The organism is Brevundimonas sp. BAL450, assembly GCF_015767455.1.
In the GTDB taxonomy this organism is placed as follows: Bacteria; Pseudomonadota; Alphaproteobacteria; order Caulobacterales; family Caulobacteraceae; genus Brevundimonas; species Brevundimonas abyssalis.
Genome location: NZ_JADWOW010000019.1, coordinates 1 through 22,540, shown reverse-complemented (window position 1 = coordinate 22,540; position 22,540 = coordinate 1). Strand labels below are relative to the sequence as shown.

Annotated in this window: 14 protein-coding genes and 1 pseudogene; 11 read left to right on the top strand and 4 right to left on the bottom strand. The window is 63.7% G+C overall.

All coding sequences use genetic code 11. The features are described 5' to 3' along the window. Window positions 1-77 precede the first annotated feature (77 nt). The 8 genes and pseudogenes from IWC96_RS00315 to IWC96_RS15845 form a co-directional block, all read left to right on the top strand. Window positions 78-1,562: a lysozyme gene (locus IWC96_RS00315; RefSeq protein ID WP_196838152.1), complete on the top strand. Its 1,485-nt coding sequence runs from the start codon at window positions 78-80 to the stop codon at window positions 1,560-1,562. Window positions 1,563-1,604: 42 nt separating this feature from the next. Continuing rightward, window positions 1,605-2,768, top strand: coding sequence for an isovaleryl-CoA dehydrogenase (locus IWC96_RS00310; protein WP_021698734.1), 1,164 nt, complete (start codon window positions 1,605-1,607; stop codon window positions 2,766-2,768). Then, complete coding sequence (locus IWC96_RS00305) at window positions 2,765-3,364, top strand: hypothetical protein (RefSeq protein WP_021698735.1); 600 nt, start codon at window positions 2,765-2,767, stop codon at window positions 3,362-3,364. Before IWC96_RS00310 ends, IWC96_RS00305 begins: the two co-directional genes overlap by 4 nt. Window positions 3,365-3,470: 106 nt before the next feature. Further along, window positions 3,471-3,920, top strand: a complete 450-nt coding sequence (locus IWC96_RS00300; RefSeq protein ID WP_021698736.1) for a helix-turn-helix transcriptional regulator — start codon at window positions 3,471-3,473, stop codon at window positions 3,918-3,920. Further along, window positions 3,913-4,296, top strand: coding sequence for a type II toxin-antitoxin system VapC family toxin (locus tag IWC96_RS00295; RefSeq protein ID WP_196838151.1), 384 nt, complete (start codon window positions 3,913-3,915; stop codon window positions 4,294-4,296). Before IWC96_RS00300 ends, IWC96_RS00295 begins: the two co-directional genes overlap by 8 nt. A 49-nt stretch (window positions 4,297-4,345) precedes the next feature. Beyond that, the gene (locus IWC96_RS00290; protein ID WP_021698738.1) at window positions 4,346-4,534 is read left to right on the top strand and encodes a DUF3008 family protein; all 189 of its coding nucleotides are present in this window, start codon (window positions 4,346-4,348) and stop codon (window positions 4,532-4,534) included. Window positions 4,535-4,610: 76 nt separating this feature from the next. Further along, window positions 4,611-5,252 (top strand): exopolysaccharide biosynthesis protein, encoded by a 642-nt coding sequence (locus IWC96_RS00285; RefSeq protein ID WP_021698739.1) that lies wholly within the window; start codon window positions 4,611-4,613, stop codon window positions 5,250-5,252. 435 nt (window positions 5,253-5,687) lie between these two features. After that, window positions 5,688-6,083: pseudogene (locus tag IWC96_RS15845) on the top strand (methyltransferase domain-containing protein); the annotation flags it as partial. 232 nt (window positions 6,084-6,315) lie between these two features. On the opposite strand, the gene IWC96_RS00275 reads toward IWC96_RS15845, so the two are convergent. Together IWC96_RS00275 and tgt are read right to left on the bottom strand one after the other, a co-directional pair. Further along, on the bottom strand, window positions 6,316-8,202 hold the full coding sequence (locus IWC96_RS00275; RefSeq protein WP_231378728.1) for a patatin-like phospholipase family protein: 1,887 nt from the start codon (window positions 8,200-8,202) through the stop codon (window positions 6,316-6,318). 192 nt (window positions 8,203-8,394) lie between these two features. Beyond that, window positions 8,395-9,504, bottom strand: a complete 1,110-nt coding sequence (gene tgt / locus IWC96_RS00270) for a tRNA guanosine(34) transglycosylase Tgt (protein WP_231378727.1) — start codon at window positions 9,502-9,504, stop codon at window positions 8,395-8,397. A gap of 727 nt (window positions 9,505-10,231) precedes the next feature. On the opposite strand from tgt, the gene IWC96_RS00265 reads away from it, so the two are divergent. After that, the gene (locus IWC96_RS00265) at window positions 10,232-11,428 is read left to right on the top strand and encodes a site-specific integrase (protein WP_196838149.1); all 1,197 of its coding nucleotides are present in this window, start codon (window positions 10,232-10,234) and stop codon (window positions 11,426-11,428) included. Between the two features lie 103 nt (window positions 11,429-11,531). Here the strand turns inward: IWC96_RS00265 and IWC96_RS00260 are convergent, their stop codons facing one another. Both IWC96_RS00260 and IWC96_RS00255 read right to left on the bottom strand, forming a co-directional pair. After that, window positions 11,532-12,797 carry a hypothetical protein gene (locus tag IWC96_RS00260; protein ID WP_045318989.1) on the bottom strand — a complete coding sequence of 422 codons (1,266 nt, stop codon included), beginning with the start codon at window positions 12,795-12,797 and terminating at the stop codon, window positions 11,532-11,534. A gap of 122 nt (window positions 12,798-12,919) precedes the next feature. Next, on the bottom strand, window positions 12,920-17,269 hold the full coding sequence (locus IWC96_RS00255) for an NACHT domain-containing protein (RefSeq protein WP_021697216.1): 4,350 nt from the start codon (window positions 17,267-17,269) through the stop codon (window positions 12,920-12,922). Window positions 17,270-17,699: 430 nt separating this feature from the next. Between IWC96_RS00255 and IWC96_RS00250 the strand changes: the two genes are divergently transcribed. Next, window positions 17,700-22,322, top strand: a complete 4,623-nt coding sequence (locus IWC96_RS00250; protein WP_196838148.1) for a hypothetical protein — start codon at window positions 17,700-17,702, stop codon at window positions 22,320-22,322. Window positions 22,323-22,333: 11 nt separating this feature from the next. Next, window positions 22,334-22,540, top strand: a 207-nt coding sequence (locus tag IWC96_RS15840) for a hypothetical protein (protein ID WP_231378726.1), incomplete at its 3' end; no start/stop codon positions are given.

The following is a 22,540-nucleotide window of genomic DNA, read 5'->3' as shown; positions in this document are numbered from 1 at the left end:
GTTCCCCGTCAGGGCGAACCCGCCCGTCTCATTCTGGGTCAGGACCTTTGTCGCAGATCGACAAGCCGAAGCTGAAAGTGTCCCGCCGGGGCCTGGAGCTCATCAAGAGCTTCGAGGGCTTCCGCGCGCGCGCCGAGCGTCTGGCGGACGGCCGCTGGGTCGTGGGTCACGGGCATACGCTGTCGGCGCGCGAGGGCGCCGAGGTGTCGGCGGCGGACGCCGAGCTCCTGCTCCAGTACGATCTGCTGCCCATTCTGAACGCCATCGCCGAGCGCATCGCCCTGCCGCTGAACCAGCATCAGGTGGACGCCCTGGCCAGCTTCGGCCAGGCCGTGGGGCTGGAGCGGTTCCTGGCGTCGGAGGTGCTGGTCTGGGTCAATGCGGGCGAGCCCGAGGACGCGGCGCGGGCCCTGATCGCCTGTGACGCCCCGCCGCTGACGCCGGCGCCCGATCCCGCCGCGCGCCGCCGTGCGGCCGAGAGTGCGCTGTTCCGGCATGATCCGGGACAGGAGGCGGATCTGGCGGCGTTGCTGAATGCGCCCGCCCCGCCGCCCGCGCCGGTTCCGGAGACGCCGGAGACGCCGGAGGAGCGCCCGGCGGAGCCTGAAGACACTCCGGAGCCCGAGGCCAACGGGGCCCGCGCCCTGGCCGTGGCGGCCCTGCTGGGCGAGACCCCGGCTGCGGCGCTGGACGAAACCCCGGAACAGACGGCGGAGCCTGAAGCCGAGGCGGAGGGTGAGCCGGAGGCCGCGCCCGAGGGGGAGGCTGACGCGCCCGCCGAAGAGGCTCCCATCGTGACGCCGACCTTTGCGGCGCCTGCAGAGGCCTCCGCGCCCGAGCCGGTGGTCGCCGCCAATGAGAACGGCGCGGACGAGATCGCTGCCGAGGCGGCTCCTGAGCCCGAGCCCGAACCTGAGCCCGAGCCCGAACCTGAGCCCGAGCCCGAACCTGAGCCTGAGCCTGAGCCTGAGCCTGAGCCTGAGCCTGAGCCCGCGCCGGCTCCGGTCGCCCCCGCGCCGCCGCCCGCCGCCGTCATGGCGACGGTCATGGCCATGCAGCGCTATTCGCCCTACGTGGCGCCGAGGCGGGCGGGCCTGCATGTGTTCGGCGAGACGCCGGCCGCGCCGCAGACCGCCGAGCCGGGCGAGGGCGTCCTGGTGCTGACTCCGCCGCCCGAAGTCGAGCCGGAGCCGCCCACCCGCGAGGTCTGGCCCGAGGCCGAACGGCCCGGCCCCGCCGTCGAGGAAGAGCCCCTGTTCATCGAGGATCCCGCCATGCGCGCGGGCGCCGAGCCGGTGTTCATGCCGGAGTCGTTCGAGCCGGAGCGGCGCGGGCGGCTGGACTGGAGCGAGACGGGCGCCTTCCTGGGCATGGGGGCCGTGGGCCTGACCGCGTTCGGAGCGGCGGTGGCGGGCTTCACCATGGCGGCGGACCGTCCGGTGGGCGCGGTGCTGGACCAGACCACGGTCGCGTCCGGGGTGCTGGCGCTGATCGGCGCCCTGTGCGTGGGGATCTCGGCCTATAATCTGTATCTGCACTGGGCCCGCCGGGAACAGGACTGAGCCCGGCTTTGCGAACGGGCCGGGCGGTGCTACGCCGCTGCCATGAGCATTCCCAACGCCCCCCAAAGCATGAATTTCGGCCTCGGCGAGAACGCGGACATGATCCGCGAGACCACCGCCCGCTGGGCCGCCGACCGGCTGGCGCCGCGCGCCGCCGAGATCGACGAGACCAACACCTTCGCCCGCGACCTGTGGCCCGAGATGGGCGAGCTGGGCCTGCACGGCATCACCGTGGAGGAAGAGCACGGCGGGTTGGGTCTGGGCTATCTGGAGCATGTGGTGGCCATGGAGGAGGTGTCGCGCGCCTCGGCCTCCATCGGCCTGTCCTATGGCGCCCACTCGAACCTGTGCGTGAACCAGATCCGCCGCTGGGGCACCGAAGAGCAGAAGCGCAAATATCTGCCCAAGCTGATCTCGGGCGAGCATGTGGGTTCGCTGGCCATGTCCGAGGCGGGCTCGGGCTCGGACGTCATGTCCATGAAGACGCGAGCCGAGAAGAAGGGCGACCGCTACGTCCTGAACGGCACGAAGTTCTGGATCACCAATGCGCCCTCGGCCGAGACCCTGGTGGTCTATGCCCGCACCGGCGACGGCAACGGCGGGGTCACCGCCTTCCTGATCGAGAAGGGCATGAAGGGGTTCAGCGTCTCGAAGAAGCTGGACAAGATGGGCATGCGCGGCTCGGACACGGCGGAGCTGGTGTTCGAGGACTGCGAGGTGCCGGAAGAGAACATCATGGGCGGCGAGGGGCGCGGCGCTGCGGTGCTGATGTCCGGCCTGGACTATGAGCGCGCGGTGCTGGCGGCCGGGCCGCTGGGCATCATGCAGGCGGCGCTGGACGTGGTGCTGCCCTATGTGCGCGAGCGCAAGCAGTTCGGAAAGGCCATCAGCAGCTTCCAGCTGATGCAGGCCAAGATCGCCGACATGTACGTGGCCCTGAACTCGGCGCGGACCTATGTCTATGCGGTGGCGCGGGCCTGCGACGCCGGCCAGACCACCCGCTATGACGCGGCGGGCGCGATCCTGCTGGCCAGCGAGAACGCGGTGAAGGTGTCGCTGGAGGCCGTGCAGGCCCTGGGCGGCGCGGGCTACACCAAGGAATGGCCCGTGGAGCGGCTGGTGCGCGACGCCAAGCTGTACGACATCGGCGCGGGCACCAACGAGATCCGGCGCTTCCTGATCGGGCGGGAGCTGCTGGGGGCGTGACCGTCGGGTTGGGCATAGCACCTGGAGACGTCCTTGCGGACCTTCGGAACCGCTATGCCGAGCCGCAGCGGCGCTACCATACATGGGCGCACATCGAGGCCCTGCTCGGCTGGTTCGCGTTGCGGCGGGATCATCTGCACGACCCGGTCGCGGTCGAGCTGGCGATTCTGTTCCACGACGCGGTCTATGACCCGGCGCGATCCGACAACGAGGCCCAGAGCGCGCGCCTTCTTGAAGACGCCGATCTCCCGGACGTGACCGACGATACGCGGCTCCGCGCCATCCGGATGATCGAGGCCACCGCCGCCCATGGGCTGGCGGACAATCTCGATGAGAACGATCGAAGCGACATGGCCGAGTTCCTCGACATGGACCTTTCCATCCTCGGCGCAGCGCCGGCGGTTTTCGAGGGATACGAGCGCGCCATACGCGACGAGTACGCCTTTGTGCCCGAAGCGCTGTTCCGGGCGGCGAGACGGGGAATTCTGGAACGCTTTCTGGAGCGGCCGACGCTGTATTTCAGTGACTGGGGGCGTGACCGGTTCGAAGCCCGGGCCCGGTCCAATGTCGCGGCCTCCATCGCCGCCCTGGGCTGACCCCGCTTTCGGGGAGCTGCTCGCGCGCAGCCTTGTTCTGCGAAGATGGCTCGCCTATAGTTCGCAAATGGCGAACCTTGACGACTATCTTTCGCGACGACGAGGGATGCAGGCCGAGCTTGCCCGGCGGCTGAACCTCGGGGCGGGGACGCTGAGTTCGATCCGCAGCGGCCATCGCCGCCCGTCGCCGGAGCTGGCGAAACGCATTGAGGCCGCCACGGACGGCGAGGTCCGGGCCGCTGCGCTTCTGGGCCTGGAAGAGCAGGGCGCGCCCTTCGATCATGAGACGGCGCCGCAACCGCTCAGCGGCGGGCGCTGGATGGCGAAGGTGGCGGCGGACGGGTCGCTCTTTCTGACCCCGGAAGCGGTGGCGGCCATGGGCCTGGCGCCCGGCGAGCGGCTGGTGATGCGGCCCGACGGCGAGGAGGTGCGCATCAACTCCTCCGACAAGGCGTTGAAGGCTATCCGGAAGGAATTTCGGCGACTGGTCCCGGAAGGGCGGAGCGTCGTTGACGAACTGATCGCGGACCGGCGGGCCGACGCCGCGCGTGAGTAGGGTCGTCGTGGATTCGTCGGCTGTGGTCGCGGCCATTCTCGATGAACCGGGCGGGGATGAGATGGCCCTCCGCGACGGTCCGTTCCTGCTCAGCGCCGTCAATCTCTGCGAAGTGCTGGAACGTCTGGGCGCCGACGGCGATACGACGGCGCGGACCCTCGCCATGCTCGAGGCCCTCGGTCTGATGCTGGTCGATTTCACGCCGGATCTCGCGGCCATAGCGGCGCGACTGAAAGCCCCGACGCGCAGCGTGGGCCTGTCCCTCGGCGATCGCGCCTGTCTGGCCCTCGCGTTGCGGGAACAGGCGCCCGTGCTGACAGGGGATCGTGCGTGGTCGAAAGTGGACGTGGGCGTCGAGGTTGTGCTGATCCGCTGACGGAACCGGCGCCGCGACGATCGGTTTTCTCCCTCAGAAGGAGACCGCCATGCCCGCCAAATCCGCAGCACAGCAGAAAGCCGCCGGGGCCGCCCTGTCGGCCAAGCGTGGGGACACGCCGAAGTCTGACTTGAAGGGCGCGTCGAAATCGATGGCGGAGTCCATGAGCGCGACGGAACTGGAGAAGATGGCCTCCACCTCGCGCAAGGACAAACCCGAGCACAAGAGCGACCGTTGACGGCCCGCGCGGGCGTCCCATCTGTGGGGCGACGGCGGGGATCGGCCCGGCGTCCCCCGCGCATGACGGACGCCTGATGACGTCTACGGCCCAGACCCTGCCGCCCGATGAGCGCCGGGCCTTTTCCGAGGTGCTGGACGATCTCGCGCAACGTCCGGGGTCCCGGCTGACCCTGGGCGAGATCGTCGATGCGTTTGGGGAGCGGGGGTTCGGGGCGCTGATCCTGATCATCGCCCTGGTGAGCCTGTTTCCGTGGCCGCCGGGGTCCAAGGCGATCCTGAGCGTGCCGATGGTCCTGTTGTCGCTGGAGCTGGCGTTTCAGCGGGACCGGGTGTGGCTGCCGGGATGGACGCTGAACCGGAGCCTGCCGCGTCAGACCTTCGCCCGGGCCGTGGGGCGGATCATGAAGCCGGTGCGCTTCGTGGAGCGGCTGTCGAAGCCGCGCATGCCGTGGCTGACCGGCGAGGTCGCCGACGTGGTGACGGGGCTGACCTGCGTGTTCCTGGCCGTGATGCTGGCCCTGCCGGTGCCGTTCGGCGACCTGTTGCCGGGCCTGACCCTGATCGTGCTGGGGCTGGGGATCATGCAGCGCGATGGCGCAGCGATCCTGCTGGGCGCGGTGGGGACCACCGCCTGCGTGATCTATCTGTTTCTGGTGTGGGCGGCGGTGACGGCTGCGGTCGAGGCGATCGGCGACTGGGCAGGGCGGGTGTTCTGAGAAAGACTCGAGCTTTCTCGCTTCTCCGCTCATCCCCGCGAACGCGGGGATCCAGTCCTTTCGTTCGCGCAGACGTGCACGGGATATATGTCGGTGCAGGACGTGCATCGTTCGTCGCCCAAATCACTGGGTCCCCGCGTTCGCGGGGATGAGCGGGATTCAGGGCAGCCAAGGGCTCTCGCAAAGGCGTCTGAACGCAATTGAGGCCGCCGGATTGCGCCGGCGGCCTCGCATTGTCTGACCGCTGAGCGGCCGATCAGATCCTTGCCTGAAAGGTCAGGCGCGGGCCTCGCAAGAGGTCCGGGTTCCGATCTCCGCTCGCGTCGAGTGACAATGAGACACCGGATCACCTCCTTTCAGCTGTTGTACCAGGACTCACGAGGTTAGAAGCGAACGGCGACTTCGCAAGGGCTTCTTCCGCATGGTGACTGTTTCGTGATCGACACCCCCGCCTGGGACCCCGACCAGTATCAGCGTTTCCGCGCCCAGCGGGATCGGGCCGCGCTGGACCTGCTCAGCCGACTGCCGGACATGGACCCGCATGAGATCTGGGACCTGGGCTGCGGCACGGGGGAGCATGCGGCGATGATGAAGCGGCGCTGGCCTGAAGCGTCGGTGCACGGGCTGGATTCCAGCGCCGAAATGCTGGCGCGGGCGCGGGCCTTGCCGGATGAGGTGGACTGGATACAGGGCGACGCGGGGGCGTGGGCGCCGGAGCGGCCCGCGGACCTGATCCTGGCCAACGCCTCGCTGCAGTGGCTGCCCGACCATGGGGCGCTGTTCGGGCGGATTGCGGATCAGCTGGCGCCAGGCGGGGTGTTCGCCTGCCAGATGCCCATGGCCTTCGAGACGCGGCACCACACCATCATGCGCGAGACGGCGGCGGAGGGGCCGTGGGCCGGGGCGCTGGAGGGCGTGGACACCATCGCGCCGCTGCTGACGCCCGAGGGCTATTACGACGCGCTGGCGGGGGTCTGTTCGGACATCGACATCTGGGCGACGACCTATCTGCAGGTGCTGGACGGGGAGGACGCGGTGCTGGAGTGGATGAAGGGCACGGCGCTCAGGCCGTATCTGACGGCGCTTTCCGGCGCGCTGCAGGACGCTTTTGTTTCGGCGCTTTCGGGGCGGCTTTCGTCGGCTTTCCCGCGGCGGACGGACGGGACGACCCTGATGCCTTTTCCGAGGCTGTTCCTGATCGCCGCTCGCTGAGCGCGGCCTTGAGGGCGCGGCGCAGGCGCAGGTGGGTGACGGGGCCCTTGAGCTCCGCCAGGGCGGCGGTGGCGGCGGTCCAGCCGGCCTTGACCGCGGGCTCGAAGGCTTTCCAGTCGCGGATCTCGACGCCGCCCAGTTCGGGCATGACCAGCAGGTCGGTGGCGGCGCGGGACTCGGCCAGGTCGGCGGCGCTGGTGATGGTGGCCGAACGCATCAGGATGGAGACGATGGGCGGGCCCTGGCGCCAGTCGCCGGAGATGATCCAGCGCCACCAGGTCTTGGGATTCTCCACCACGCTGGGATCGACGGTGTGGGTGCGCGAGACGTCCACGGCGACCACGGGGCCGGGCTGCAGGCCGCGCATGACGTCGGCGGGCAGGTTGCGCAGCACCGCGCCGTCCACCAGCACCTGGCCGTCGATCACCGCGGGCGGCAGGACGCCGGGCAGGGAGATGGAGGCGCGCAGGGCCTGTCTCAGCATGCCGCGCCGGTGGACCACATAGCTGTTGGCCGTCAGGTTGGACGAGCCGCAGAAGAAGGGCAGGGGCAGGTCGGCGATGTCCACGTCGCCATAGGCGTCGATCAATAGTTGATTAACCTTACGCCCATGGGTCATGGCGACGATGGGGAAGGCGATGTCGGTCAGGGGGCTGTTGACCACGAAAGCCTTGCGGATGCGGTGCTCCAGCTCCTGCTGACTCCAGCCCAGGGCCACGCCGGCGCCGATCACGGCGCCCATGGACGAGCCGCCCACGAAGTCGAACGGCACCCCCGCCTCGCGCAGGGCGGCGATGGCCCCCAGATGGGCGTAGGCGCGGGCGCCGCCGCCGGACAGGACCAGGCCGACGCAGGTGGCGGTGAGGGTGCGGGCGATGCGGGCCTCGTCGTCGGCCAGGCCTTCGCGCACATGGAACCAGCGGGCCGGGTCGACGGCCTTGAGCCAGCGGGCGGTGTCGCGGGGCGGCGGACCGGCGGCGGGGCGCAGCAGGATCAGGTCGGTGAGCTGATGCTCCTCCAGCGAGCCGCTGCGCTGGACCGGCGGCATGCGGGCGGGGCCGTCCAGATCGCCGACGACGAACAGGCGGTCCACCTGACGGGCGCACAGCCCGGCCCAGGCGGCCTCGTCCTGCTCGGCGCAATAGAGGACGAAGTCGTGGGTCTGCTCGATCAGGGACAGCCATTCGGCGGCGGAGTTGAGGGCCGAGGAGTCGATGACGCGGGCGGTGAAGCCCAGATGGCCGATCTGGTCGCGGACCCGCTCGACGAACTCGCGGATGGGCTTTTCGCGGGCCGAGACGAAGCCGAACACGCTGGGGTCGGCGGCGCGCTGGGAGGTCTCGCGCGAGCGGCGCACCATCAGGCTGGCCAGCTCGACCATCACGTCGGGATGGGCGCGGGCGGCGTCGAGGAAGGCCTCGCGGGGCAGGGCCAGGATCTCGCTGTCGCGCAGGGCGACGGCGGTGGCGGTGTGGGGGGTGCCGGCGATCAGGGACATCTCGCCCGCCGGTTCGCCGGGCCGGATGACGCCGAGGAACTGGGGCTCGGGGTTATCTTCCTTCTGGCGGAAAACCCCGAGGCGGCCGGAGCGAACCAGATAGAGAGTGTCGGCGGGCTGGCCAGCGGTGAACAGGCGCTCGCCCCCGGTCAGGGCGAACCAGCTGGCCCGCGTCTCGCCCTCGGCGGCGAAGATGTGGGCCAGGGCCGCTTCCAGACTGGCGTCGCGGGGCGTGTTCATGACGGGCCAGACTAGGGGGATTCTGTTGCGGTTTCGGTAACGTCGCGCGTTCTCCTCCCCCAAAGCGAAGCGCATGGGGGAGGGGGACCGCCGTCAGGCGGTGGAGGGGGCGGCCGCCAGCGCCGGTGGATGGGGTCGCCCCCTCCACCATCCTTCGGATGGTCCCCCTCCCCCGCAAGCGGGGGAGGAGACTTAGGATCTCTGCCGCGCGTGGAACTCGCGGCGGAAGGCGTCGAAGCGGTTTTCGGCGATGGCGGCGCGCATGGCGGCGGTCAGGGCCTGGAAGAAGGCGATGTTGTGCCAGCTGAGCAGGACCTGGCCCAAAATCTCATCTGATCTGACAAGATGATGCAGATAAGCTTTTGAATAGGCGTTGCTGGCGGGACAATCCACGTCGGGGGACAGGGGGTCCTGATCCTCGGCGAAGCGGGCGTTCTTGAGGTTGACCGGGCCCTCCCAGGTCCAGGCCTGGCCGTGGCGGCCGGAGCGGGTGGGCAGGACGCAGTCGAACATGTCGACGCCGCGTGCCACCGCCTCCACCAGATCGACCGGCTTGCCCACGCCCATCAGATAGCGGGGGCGCTCGGCGGGCAGGTGGCCGACGCAGTGGTCCAGGGTCTCGCACATGGCCTGATGCCCCTCGCCCACGGCGAGGCCGCCGATGGCGTAGCCGTCGAAACCGGTCTCGATCAGGCGCTCGGAGGATTCGCGGCGCAGGTGCTCATAGGTGGAGCCCTGCTGGATGCCGAACAGGACCTGGGCGTCGCGGTCGCCGAAGGCCGCCTTTGACCGGGCGCCCCAGCGGGCGGACAGCTCCATGGCCTTGCGGGCGCGGTCTTCCTCGGCGGGCCAGGAGACGCATTCGTCCAGCTGCATGACGATGTCAGAGCCGATGCAGTCGGCCTGGATCTCGATGGAGCGCTCCGGCGACAGGACATGTTTCGAGCCGTCGATGTGGCTGGCGAAGGTGACGGCGTCCTCGGTGACTTTAGAGATGCCCGACAGGCTCATGACCTGAAAGCCGCCGGAGTCGGTCAGGATGGGTTTGTCCCAGCGCATGAAGCGGTGCAGGCCGCCCAGCCGGTGCATGCGTTCCGAGCCGGGGCGCAGCATCAGGTGGTAGGTGTTGCCGAGGAGGATGTCGGCGCCGGTGGCGGCCACCTGATCGACGCTGAGCGCCTTGACCGTGGCGGCGGTGCCCACGGGCATGAAGGCGGGCGTGCGGATGTCGCCGCGCGGCGTCTTCAGCACCCCGGTGCGGGCGGCGCCTTCAGTGGCGTTGATGTGGAAGGGGAAGGGCAAGGGCGTTCCGGACTCGAAAAAAAAAGAGGGTCTGAATCGTCTGAATTGTCTGAAATCAGCGAGAGGCTCCGGAGAGCGACAGGGCATCATACACGCGCTGTGAACGAGGGGGTGGATTCAGGGTGATGCGCCTCAGAGCGTGACGCGGATCGGCTCGGGCGCCACTGTGTCGCTTCGGGGCAATCGGGGGTGGCGGCCATGAGCATCTTTCTCGTGACCATATTGTGGATAGTCTTGGTGAGTGTGCTCACGTTAGGAGTGGTCGTCACAGGGGTGTTGTTCCCATATAGTATGCTTATTGTATTCGCTCTTAATGTGCTGGTCTTTTTCGGTCTCCTGCGGTGCCCGCGGTGTGGAGACTACACCTGGGCATGGAGAATTCCCGGTTCAGGCAAGAGCCTGTTCGGGGCGGCCTTTCTGCCGCTTCCGCCCTGGAGATGTGCGACCTGCAAGCTGGATTTTCATCGAAACCGCTTCGGCAAGATCACGAAGCCCTAGCCGCCGGGCCTATGCGTGCCGGTCGTTCGGGGGCTTGGCCGGCATACCCCTCATCCGAGCGGCTCCGCCGCCCACCTTCTCCCACAAGGGGAGAGGGGGTGAACCTACGGGTTTGTTTTCGCTCGCGTTCGTTGATGCTGGAGCCCTGCCCAGGGTCTATCCAGCCGACGCAAAGTCAAGGACTTAGGCGCTGAGGCGACACAGACCCTGCACAGGGAGCCGCGCCGCCATGTCCTTTTTGATCGACGCCCAGACGCTGAAACCCGGCCTGATCCTCTTTCGTCGAGCCGATGTGAAACACCGCAATTGGTACTGCCGGATTCGGGTGCCGCGATCCGACCGCTACAAGACCGTGTCCTTGAAGACGGCCGACGTTCAGTCGGCCACCGAACTGGCCTTTGACGCCGACGCGGAGCTGAGGTTCCGGGTTAAACACGGGGTACCGGTGTTCAATCGCTCCTTCGCCCAGGTGGCCAAGGCCTACGCCGAGCATCAGAAGGCGCGCTCAGAGGCGGGCGAGATCACCAACCATCGGTGGGTGGTGGTGGAATCCATCATCCGCGCGCAGCTGAACCGGTATGTGGGTCCGAAGCAGATCGCCCACGTCTCGCACGATGACTTCCTCGGCTATCCGCTGTGGCGTCGCCAGAACGGCGAAGGCCGGGGTGGTCGCAAGGTGTCTGACGCCACCATCCGCTATGAGATGGCCATCTTCCGCTCTGTCGTCGGCTTCGCCGTGGCAAAGCGATGGGTGCCTGAAAGCCACCTGTTCAAAGGCCGGCTCCCACTAGCCAAGGTGCGGCGGGAGGAATTCACCCCCGAAGAGTACCGCAAACTACACACCTTCGCGCGCGGATGGGTGAAGCGGGCCAAGACCGACGTCAGCCGGACCGCGCGGCAGGTCGCCTACAACTTCATTCTGATTATGTGCAACACCGGCATGCGCCCGGCCGAGGCCAAGAATCTGCAATGGCGCGACGTCTCGATCCGCGCCGATGGCGAGGGCCGAAAGTTCGTGGTTCTGAATGTGAGGGGCAAGGACAAGGCTCGCCAGTTGGTCGCAGCGGGCAATGTCGCCAATTATCTGGAGCGCGTGCGCTCCCTCACCAACAAAGGGACGGAGCCCGAGGGCGCCGTCTTCGTCACCGGCCTGGGCGCGCCCGCAGCCACTCTCTATACCGATCACGTGGAGAACCTGCTTCGCGAAGCAGGACTGCTTCAGAGCGCGTCAGGCAGCACCCGCTCCACCTACTGCTTCCGGCACACCTACGCGACGTTCCGGCTCACCGAGGGCGTGGACGTCTATTTCCTCTCCAAGCAAATGGGCACGTCGGTCAAAATGATTGAGGACCACTACGGCCACATCAATCCGGTGAAAAACGCGGCCAGAATCCTTCGGGGGCTGCCCGGTTGGGAGGCCATTTAGCGCAAGCCGCAGACATTCGCCTCCTGCCAGAAAGCAGACATTTGATCTATGTGGGCAAGGCCTGCGGTTATTGCGCGGCCGAACAATCTTTCCGTACTGCGAACTACGTGTCGATCCAGAAACCCGCTTTCTGCTCTTGGAAATCCGAATAGCTGTATTGCCGCGTGCCTGATTTCACGCTGCACCACACGGCGCTTTTGAGAGAGTTGCGCTCGCGCACGCCCTCGACGAAATCCCGCTTCACTGTGGTCCTGTATCCAATGAGCCCGTCAACCTTGCGAGGGTATGTGGGCTCCCAGTCGCAGTACCAGTACTCCCAATGCGCGATCGGCAGTGCGCCATCCTGCATCTCGACGCCGTTGTGACGGCAGGCGATCGTCAAGTTGGGATGATCGATGTCGGGTGTAGGCAGATGCACATGGGCGACGAGTTCGACCAAGCCACGTCCCACCTCGAACGCTATCGCTGTTCCGCAAAACAGCCTTGGCATCGAGCCATCATGGACATCCTGGAGTGAATAGAATCCGCCTTCGTAGCGCGCAGGATTGGCTAGATAGGACCATTGTTCATCGGCGGGTTCGTTATGGCTTGCGAAGGCAGTAGCGCTGCCGACTACAACCTCGAATTCGAACACAGCATAGTCGGTCTCGGCCACTTCAACGGCGCGCAGTGCGGCCACCATGTGATTGGAATTCGTGTCTGACGATGCGGCAGCCCAGATGGCTGAAGCAATGTTCCTTATGTCGCGATCGCCTGGCAAAATGCCATCTGACCATTTGGGACGTTCGATCGGCTCAACGCTGGCAAGACCTCGATTCAAGGTTAGTGCAGCGCGCGAATGCCGCTCAGCGATCTCGTGAGGAACCCCCCACTCCACAGCGGCAAAAGCGAGCGTCCGTAGGTACGCCGACACGTAGGTTTCGCGGTCAGCAAAGTCGAATTGGCCGGTAATCTCGCGGTTGCCATGAAAGAAGTAGGAGGGATCGCCTTGGCTGCGTAGCTCGTCCGCCTGTAGCCAATCCCACTCGTGTTGCCAGCGCATCAAAAAGGGAAGTCCAGAAATCTTCTCCAGATGAGATAGGTGGGAGTGAAACATCTGCGGCACGCCGTTAAAGGCGGAAAAGGAGTGGCGCACTGACTCCGGCAGGTCCGCTCTTGTCTCAGGCGCATAAGCGTATCTGAACGGAAAGAGTCCGTCGGCTTGGGCGAAATTTTCTTTCATCAGCCAGTCAGACAGATGCGAGGCTGCATTCACCGAGTTCCGCACTTCAGCAAAGGTGAAATGGGTGGCCAGGTCGAAAGCCTCGATGATGTTGAGGCCGATAATCACCTCGCTTTCAAACCTCCTCTGGCTGATCCACACCAGCAAGCGATCAGCGGCATTTCGATCACCACTCCTTATCAGTGCGGCGAGAGCCCTCGCAGCTTCCAGCCGAACGCGAGGGACAGGCCACAGAAGGCGCGTCAGCAAGATATCTATCGTTGGCAAAGCTAAGCCCATGACGGCTTGTCCAGCGGCTGCTGGGCAAGCTCCGCTTTGAAGGTGTCTACTATGGCTGCGGTATGGGCTTTGGCGAGCTCAAGCTCGCCCAACTGAATGAGAAAATAGATGAGCCGCGTGAGGCCGATCACCAAGCCGTTTCTGCTTTCCCGAAGATCGAGGGCTGGTTTGCTCGTATCCCTGATAAAATCCTTCCAACGCGGCTTGTAGTCGCGAGCAACCAACCGAAGGCGAGCTTCCGCCTCGTCGTTGCTAGTGAAGTATCTTTGCCAGCCGTGGCGCACGATGTGGGCGCGCACCAACCACTTGAACGCTTCGCTGCGACCGTGAATCTTGGTGGCCATCTCTGCTGCGGTATCCAGGCCGCTTTCAATGTCCAGGTGCAACCGTGTCTCGGACAGTCGCACCTCCAAGTCAGCCAGTGCCGCCGCGCCTTGGCCATTGGCATCCCAATGGGCGAGCCATTCTCTAACTGCCGATCTCGAACTATCGTAGATGTTCAGGCGGCCACGCTCAGCGATCAGTGCTGAGAGCTTCCCCGGGGGATAGTCGCCGGGCATTGGCAGCTCGACCTCGCTCTTTTCCGTGTCCTTCGGGCTGCTCGATGAATAGCGGTCGACCTTGCGGGCATGCTCGATATTGGGGCCGACTTTTCTGCGAAGAGCATCTCCGATGGCGGGAACTAGGTTGGCGTTCTCAACGGCGCGCTTTTCGCTCGGCGTAATGTAGGTCGAGAGAAGCGCGGCTCCTTCGACAGTCTGGGCGAGAGGCAGCGAGGGAAGTTCTTCGTAGAGATCCTCAACGTAGCGCCAATCCTCAGCCTTGATCAGGTCATCGAGCATCGGCGCGATGCGGTCAGGGTAATGCTTTGCGACCGCAGCATAATAGCTGCTGCGGATGTGGTTGGTTTCGGAGCCATCGGTGTAGTCCGTAATGTTGTGAAACGCGGCGGCCAGTTCCAAGAGAGTTGGCTTCGCGTCTTGATCGCCCGCCTCGATCATCATTTCCAAGGCAGTGAGAACGTCCCCGGCGAAGACATCCTTCCGCCAACCATACCCAAGCAGACAATCGACAGATCGCTTCAGCGCCTGCGCCCCGAGTTGAGGCTTATTGTGATCGAGGGCGGCAAGGGCGAGCTTGCCAAATGTGGCAGCCTTCTCGTTGAACTCAGCCACTGTGCGAACTAGCTCATGCATGTAGGTGGAGATGAAGGTCTCGGCGCTCGCATCGTCATGCAATGAGACTCGTCGTGCTGTCAGTTTCTCTAGCCAAAGTTCGTCGAGCCAAAAGGCCGACTCACGCGCCTCAGAGAGAGCAACGTCGTCGATTTGATATGCTGCATCGAGCCCTCTGCCGATAAGGCAAAGGTCGAAGGCGGCGTCGATCAGGGCGAGGCGTACAGCAATGAAGCGGCTTTGAGCGTCATACCCTCGCTCGTAGCTAGGTCGTCCCTCGTACCAACTGAACACTTCGCCTAGAGTTGGCCAACGCTGCGTGCTGGCCCAGTATGCTGCGATGCGTTGCGCCAGTTTTTCGAACGCACGCACAGCGCTTCCAAGCCAGCTCTTGGACGCATGATCTGGGATTTTTGCCCAGCTGCTTGTTGGCTTGCCGGCCAGAGCCGCTGCCAGCGCTGACATGAAATTCGTGTACACGATTCCTCGAACGTCAGTCTGGTGGCGATCCTCCGGGCCTTCAGCGCCGGCAAAAAGCTTCGTGAAATCCTTGCCAGCGTGGCTGCCTTTGACAGTGTCTCCTTTGACGAGCCCCAGGCAGCGGATGGCGGGATGCTTTGCAGCCTTCAACGGTGACTGACTGGAAGGCGGTAGACCTTCGAGACACAGACACGCGAGCAATTCGCGGTCGAACTCGACACCTTTGAATTTTTTGCCCGTTTCGAAGACGAAGTCAGTCGCCCCAACGAGCCGAGCGCTTTGGGCAAAAGCGGCAAGGATAGGATCAGGATTGGCGGCACTGCGCGCAAAGCGGAGCACCCGACTAACCTCATTATCCTTGCTCGCTGCAACAACGGCAACCACGGCCCTGGCAAGTTCGCCGTACCGATCATTGCTGACATACTCGTCGCGGCGGTTCTGACTAATGCGTCCATTGAGTTCGCTAATCGCCCGTTTGACGAGCGCTGCTCGCTGACTTTCGTCAGTCATCTGGACGAGCGCCGGGATCAGCGATGGTGGCAAATTGTTCAGGTCGGCGCGGAGGATCCCGGGAACATAAGGGTCGCCGCTCAGCGCAGCGGCGAGGTACCAGACTTGGGCGAGTTCTTCGTGTTGTAGTTCTTTGGCATTTATCGCGCGTACCTTCAGGAATCGGTGACGCGAGACGGTTGAGAGGTCGAATGCTTCGAATGCCGCCCGTTCGGCGTGATCAAGTACATTGATCAAGCGGTCAATCGGATACCCTGCGGTGACAAACGACAGTGCCCACTCGCGGGTCGGCCCTTCGATGAGGTTCTTTGTGTTCCCACGAGTTGCCTCAGTGATCCAAAGCCACGCCTCTCGCCAATAGGAAGGCGCTTCCGTCTCCAACCACGTCAGCGTCGGCGCGCTGTTGGCCATGAATGTTGAGTGGTGGTCGGGGTCATCGCGAAGGAAGGCAAACAGGCTTCCGTGGAACGGCCGCAATTCCATCTCTCGGAAGTCGAGGAGATGGCCGATCTCCGCTAGTCCCAAAATGCTCTGATCGTCCACGCCGAAGCAGCTATTGAGCGCGAATGGCGGTGGGCTGAAATCGAGACCGGCGAGCACATGCAAGATCGCTTTACCACGTAGGGAAAGCTGCGAGAGAAACCTGGCATAGTAATCTCGAATGTCGCCGGTGGGGCAGGCAGCCAACGCTCGAACGATATCGGGCGTTATTTCATTGCCCGCGCGTGCGGCTGCCTCGAATGAATAGATCAAGTGCAGAGGGAGGCCTTTGGAGATGTCAAAGAACGCATCTGAAACAGCGGCCACCGCGTTCGCCTCGGACTGATGCGGCCAGCGGAGGAGGTTGAGCCTTCCTGCACGGTGTTGGCATGCGACCCAGGCCTGCACCGCCTCGCGATTCATAAGCGGGAGTTCGATCCAACTCTTCATCGGCGAAGTGGCCAGCAATCTTGTGGGAAGATGCTTCTCAGCAATCTTTTGGGTACCGACAACCAGATGAGCGCCAGGCACTATGGGGACGAGCGCGTTGAATAGTTCTTCTGCGTGCTCGCGATCACGGCCCTCCCTCCAGACATGATCAAGTCCGTCGATGATGATGATCAGGCGCTTGCCGTCGGCCACGACCTGCTGCGCGGCGCGTTCGATCGTTTCGCCCAGACTCTGCCTTCCTGCAGCAAAATCTGGGATCGCGTCTTCAAGCTGTGATTCAAGCGATCGTGCGATAGCTTGTACATGGAACCGGCCCTCGGATCGGTCGTCGAGACTGAGGAAGTAATGGTGCCGGATGCACACCACTTTTTTGCTATCCAAGGCGGACGTGAAGTGGCTGAGAAACGTGCTTTTTCCTCGTCCAGGGGGTGCCCAAAGAACCGTGACACCGTCTTCGTTCTGCACGTGCGTGGAGAATTTTTTGGCGAAAACCGCGTCGGGCACTCGATAGTCAGCGGGCACCTTGAAGCCTTGCGGGAGGGGCTTGGCTCGTTCAGTCGAAAAGGCCTGCTGGAGATGGACGTGTCGGACACGCCCGTCGGGGTGCGGCCAGTTCTTCTGTGTGGCCCACAACTGGAGCTGCTTCTGAAATAGAGCCCAGCCAGCGCGGTCTGTGTCAGATGAGATGCGCGTCCACAGGACGGCGTCGAGATGCTCCAGCAGCGGCTGGGAATGAACAAAGTCAAAGTTCGCGAAGAACTTCTGAGCGGCGGCGGTCGATCCAAGCTGGGTAGCGATCCGCTTGCGGATGGGCGCTGAGATCTCCGAGTGGCTGACGCGGCTACCGTTCAGCGCTTTGGCAAAATCCGCGTCGGGCTTTCGGTCGGTTTTTAGGCACGCGCTCGCGAGGGTCCCGGCGTCCACATGTGCCGTGACAGGCCCGGCCCAATGTTGAAGGAGCGACTTTCCTTTGGGTTTTTTGGCGAGAAGCCATTCCCAATCGAGGGCTGTTGCCGGGTTGTCCGGATCGACAGCAAATTTGACTTGGGTAAGCTCAAAGCGTCCGTCGGCGCGGCACGCAACAACATCATCCACAGCGCGAAAAGAGGGGTCCGACGCCTCTACCTGGACCCACTGATACTTTTGAGGGTCTCGATAGAAGTCGAGGAGCGTCTCGGCGGCGACCAAATCCTGATAAGCGAAGCCAACTCTCGTAATCGCGGTTGGTTTGTAGTTGTGCCCCATGCGTAATTTGGCCCCGAAGCGAGCTTTCGCTCTGACTCTCGCACTAGCTGAATTATGTCATCGATCCAACTCGCACTCCAAGCGGTTTGATCTGTCTAATGTGCCTTGGCTTGAGGCGCGACGGGGGCTCAGAATGACCAGGCAAGTCTGCATCGTTCGATACCTCAGGCCCGAACCTCTCAGGTTTCACGGCCGGTCCAAAGCTCGCACGGGCGCGACAAGGTCGATCTGTCCTTTGCATACTACGAGGCATGCCGAAGCCACACGGGCGGCCGCGCCCCCGGTAGCCTGAAATCGGGATGGAGATTGGCATCTTCCGCCCGAGCGAACTTAAGTTGTCAATTTTCAGCATCGCCGATTGGATATCCAACGCTAAAGCAAGATCGTTTTGTTCTGGTATCGTTCCGCTTAAGGTGATGAAGTCAGCAACATGTCCAGACTAAACGAAATCAGAGAAGCAATCCTAAAGCTCACAGCCACAGGCCCCTTAGGTTTTGAAGGCTTGCTAGGAGCTGTGCTTGAAAAGGTCGCCGGTCAACCTTTCCGACTAGCTCGTTCCGGAATTCAGGCAGGCAGAGATGGCGATACGGCGGCTGTGACAAGCCACATCTCCTACGAATGCAAGCTGTATACGAGCGCCTTGAGCAGTGCTGACGTCCAGGCGAAGATCACGCAACTCGCCGGTAGCGCCGACCCACCGGACGTGTGGGCGTTGGCCGCGACGGTGGAGGCCGGCAGCCAGCTCGTGGGAACGTTGCAGGCCGCCGCCACTCGGTTCGGCTTAGGCGTCTTGATCCTCGATTGGCCCGCGACGTCGGCCTATCCGCCTCTTGCGGTTGCTCTGGCCATGGCAGTCGACACCACAGCGGATTTCCTTGAGACGCATGTCGATAACGCCAGCCTGATTGCTAACGCCAAGGTGGCGCTGGACGCGCTCCGCGCTATGCCGGACTTCGACAGGCACGCGCAGGCGATAGCGTCAGAGGTACGCACCTCGTCTCTCGGCATGGCGAACGCCACTGTAGCCAACCAGCTGTGGCTCTCAGACAAGTTTTCCGATCGGGCCAAGGCGCGAGCCGCTTTCGGGCAGGCCTTGGCCCCTCAAGGATCGGGGCCCTTGCCCCTTTGCCCGAGGAAAGCTCTGTCAGCGCAGGTTCAGACGCACCTGCTTGCGCCGCCCTCACGGTCACTCGTGGCGGTTGTCGGCGGCGAGGGAAATGGGAAATCCTGGCTCACCGCCGAAGCTTGGCTGGAGATGGACCCACGCCCTCTCATGTTGGTGGTTTCCGCCACCGATATGAGTCCAGCGGCGGCTTACGGTCAGTTCCCGACTTTTCTCATCAGCCAAGTTATCCGGCAGTCCTCAGACATAGACGACGATCGCAGTCGCAACCGCTGGCTCCGCCGGACCCAAGCTTGGTCCGAAGCTCCTAAACCAGAAAGGCCCCGGTTCCTTCTTTGGGTCGATGGGCTCAACGAACAGCCGACGTTTGAATGGCGCCGTTGGATCGACGACGCCGCAGCCCACATCGAGCGTCTCGGCGGGGCTCTGATCATCACCGTCCGCCAAGGGTTTTACAACGAACGGCTCCGGCATTCTCTCAACACACCCATTACGCCGGTAAGCGTTCCCGAATGGACGCTCGCCGAGCTTGATGAGCTGCTACGCCAACAAGGGATCAATCCTCAAGAAGTCGCCGCGCCGGTTCGTGAACGCCTTCGAAATCCTAGGATCTTGGGGATCGCCGCTCGGCTTCTGAACGGAGCGCAAATTCAAAGCTTCACCGAGCTCAGCGTCGAGCGCCTCCTCTATGAGCACATTCGCGCCAGCGACACCGATACGGTATCAGCCGAAGCCCCAAGGCTCTTTGAACGTCGGATGGCGGATCATGCCCGCGAAATCATCGAGCGCGTCAAAGCCCAACAGCGCGACGATCGCCTGATTTTCGATCAGTTTGCGGCTTCGGGACAGTACGTCCTTACCGCTGAGCGCTTGGCCACCGCCGCCGAGCATTTTTTCCAAGCCATACCGGGAGAGCCGACTCTCTACACATTGCCGGAGGATGCCCTCAGTCTAGCGCTGGGCTTCGCCATTCTCCAGGCGTTGCGCGGCGCCGAGCGCAACGGGCGCCCGGTCGAAGAGGCGCTCAACGAGATGCTGGAGCCGATTGCCGCGCTGGATATGACGGCCGACGCGATGCTCTCTGCCTTGCTTGTCGCCAGCGTCGACGACCAGATGTCCAAGACGCTGAAGGTAGCCCTGTATGTCGGTTTCGTCGGTCTCCAAAACACTGATGATGAAGACTACGAACCGTTTGTCGGGACTGTTCGCTTGTCACCGGATGCCGCGCTAAGCGCGACGGAACAGCTGTTCTCCAGCGACCTCCGTCGTCCCAACGAGCATTGGCTCACCGAGGCCCTGCGTGCTGTCCGGTCCGATGCGGAGTGCGCGGACGCGATCGGCTCGTATGTTCGGCGATGGCTCCGCACCTACAGTCTGGAACCAAGCTTGTCGGTGTTCATCAGCATACGACACCAGGGTAAGGACACTTACGATAGGAAGGTCCAAGAACAGGCAGAGAAACTTGCCGGTCGGCTGGACCGCCTGAGCGAGGCCGAGCGTGCATACCTCTCCGACAAACTGGACCGAAACGATGAATCAGACCCCGCACGCTTCCACCAGGAGGCCTGCGAACTGTTGGCGGGTGGAGCGCTAGCGGGCTTCGCCGCCGAGATCGTCGCCTGCGCATTTGCGACGGCTCTGCACTCCAGTATCCGCGACGCCTACAAAGAGCTGATCGGCCTCATTCGGTTCAATCGCGTCGATTGGGTGGAGACCCGCGACGCCCTCCTCCATGAAGCGGAGTTTCTGAGTGCCCTCGATGCATCTGCGACGGCGAAATGGGCGCTGGTTCAGCTCCTGCGCGGATTGAGCCGCGAGGAGGATGGTTTGCGGGCAAACGAGCTCGTCGACGAACTGACCGCTGATCGAGAACGATACCCATCTTGGCGGCAGGTTGAAAACTACAGCGCCACCGACCCATGCGACCCCGCATCGGTCGAGCCGCCGAATGTGGGGCAAGCGGCGCAGGACTACGCACAGATCGATATCACCTCCCTCACCAAGTCACGCTCGATGGGCATCGAGGATCATCATTTTAAAGATGCGCGCCCCGCCGTAGCGCGTTTCCGGCCTCAGACCGCCATGCAGGTGGTCCGCGACTATACGCGGTCATTGCTCAGCCGTGAGCCCGAGGTGCGTCGGTTGGGGGTTTGCTCGATGGAGCAGCACAGCGCCGCCATGGACCGAGAGGTGGTGGCGGACCTTCTCAGAACCGCTGCGGACATCAGCAGGCCGCGCCAAAAAGACACCCCGGAATCCAATGTATCGTGGATCACCACCCAATACGCGATCCTGATTGGATTTCCCCATCTTGGGGGGAACGCGCAGCTCGATTACCTGATGGGACTGGCGTCCCCCGGGTCGCCGTTGATCAAGTTCGGAGAGGTGGTCAAACCCGCCAATCCCGACAAGCTCGCTGCTGCGTTGCAACAGGCCCTGGAAAGTCAGGATGAAAACCGCGCCTTGGCCGCTCTGTCTTTCGCCAGGCACTCCGGCACGCCTCTAAACGATGAGGCTCGTGCTTCGATCGAAGCGTTCATCGAACACCCGCGCTCGGCAGTGAGGGCGATCGCCTTCGACATCGTCGCGCATACTGAAGACCAAGAGCTTTTGCGCACCTTTATCGCTAGCGACTGGCGGATGTCGCGGCTCGACCCGCGAAACGAAAGCTTCGAACGTTGGTACGGATCGCTAGCGTTCATTGAGGCGGCCCATCATGGGCTGACGTCCACGACGAACATCCTGGACAATGTAGTTCCCGAACTCTTTGGCTATGCGGGGGTGAGACTGGGTGAGGATACCCAACGCGACGTGGCGGCCCGGGTCCACGCCGCCGTTGCCCGAGCGCTGGCGATCGACATTCCTCTCACTCCGCCGCTCGTCACCCAAAGAATCTCAAACTCATCACCGCCCGCTTTTGGCTTCTTCGACGTCATCGAACCGGAAGAAGACAAAGGTGGCATGGAAGCGTTCGTAAAACGGATGAACGAAACGGACGAGGAGTTCGACGCTCGTCATCGATCCTATTGGGAGTCCTTCCGTAGCTTCGATCAATCCCTGACGAGAGAGAACGCTCGCATCATCGTTGAAGATGTGGGCAGCGCCGCCATCTCGGCACTGATCGACACGGCACCGGACATCGCCCTAAGCGTAGGTAAGGAGTTGCTCGGGCTCGACCGCAAGAAGGCATACCGACTGACCCACTTCGCGCTGCGAGTCGCTCAGGGTCTGTCGGGAACCGAACCGACGCTGGCGAAAAAGATCTTTGATCGGTTCGCGAAAGAGCAAGGCGTCGTGACCTACATCATGGGGGCTTCGTCCGTTTCGCTCACAGCGCTCACCATCTGGCAGGCGGCAGACAATTTTGAGATGGACGCGATCCGAACGCAGCGCCTGGATGCTGCTAAGACAGACCACCAGATCGCACAGGAAGTCATCGCCGCGTTGCAATCGGGCAAGTCAGCGTTTCTTGAGGCGTATGCGCGCAGCAAGCTTCAGAGCCCGGTGCCGGCGGACAATGCGCGAGGGATGATGGTGTTGGGCTTCGGTCTCCAGACACCCTTCGCGGACGAGATATTGTCCCGCACTGCTTCGGAGGAAGGCCTGTTAGGCAAGGCTCTGAAGGCCGCCAAGTACGCCTACGAACGGAATGTCTGGGCCAAGGATTGGTATGACGAAATGACCGAGGCAACCTCTCCGGAAGAGTTCTGGCGGGCCAGCGTCTTGTTTCTCAAGATCGTCGATAGCCGATGCGACATGTGGGACCGTTCCGAGCTGCCCGCCGACAGCATCATGAAAGCCTTCGAACCCGGGGTCATGGATGAGATCAAGCGTCGTTCAGGCGCTTGGAAAACCCACCGCGAGAAGACGCTCTGCGGGGATAACGTTCCGTCCGAGGTGTTCCTAAGGCCGCAGCACCATCGCCGATGACGAAAGAGGCAATGACCATCCCTGACTGGCAATCACTCGGACCGACTGGATCTGCTCATTGTGCCAATGTCCGTTTATGGCGGATTCCGTTGAAAAAGGCCGCCGCTGAGATCGGCGCGAGTAACGGACGTGACGGTTCGCCACTTTCTCAGGCGGTCGCTGGCGCCGTTGGCGGGATCAGCTTGGCCAGTTTGCGCAGGTTCTGGGCGGTGGCGGCG

Bases quoted from the DNA above. Each gene is read 5' to 3' on its own strand.
- IWC96_RS00310 (WP_021698734.1), top strand. From the start codon at position 1,605: ATGAGCATTCCCAACGCCCCCCAAAGCATGAATTTCGGCCTCGGCGAG.
- IWC96_RS00300 (WP_021698736.1), top strand. From the start codon at position 3,471: ATGCAGGCCGAGCTTGCCCGGCGGCTGAACCTCGGGGCGGGGACGCTG.
- IWC96_RS00290 (WP_021698738.1), top strand. From the start codon at position 4,346: ATGCCCGCCAAATCCGCAGCACAGCAGAAAGCCGCCGGGGCCGCCCTG.
- IWC96_RS00285 (WP_021698739.1), top strand. From the start codon at position 4,611: ATGACGTCTACGGCCCAGACCCTGCCGCCCGATGAGCGCCGGGCCTTT.
- IWC96_RS00275 (WP_231378728.1), bottom strand. From the start codon at position 8,202: ATGAACACGCCCCGCGACGCCAGTCTGGAAGCGGCCCTGGCCCACATC.
- IWC96_RS00265 (WP_196838149.1), top strand. From the start codon at position 10,232: ATGTCCTTTTTGATCGACGCCCAGACGCTGAAACCCGGCCTGATCCTC.
- IWC96_RS00255 (WP_021697216.1), bottom strand. From the start codon at position 17,269: ATGGGGCACAACTACAAACCAACCGCGATTACGAGAGTTGGCTTCGCT.
- IWC96_RS00250 (WP_196838148.1), top strand. From the start codon at position 17,700: ATGTCCAGACTAAACGAAATCAGAGAAGCAATCCTAAAGCTCACAGCC.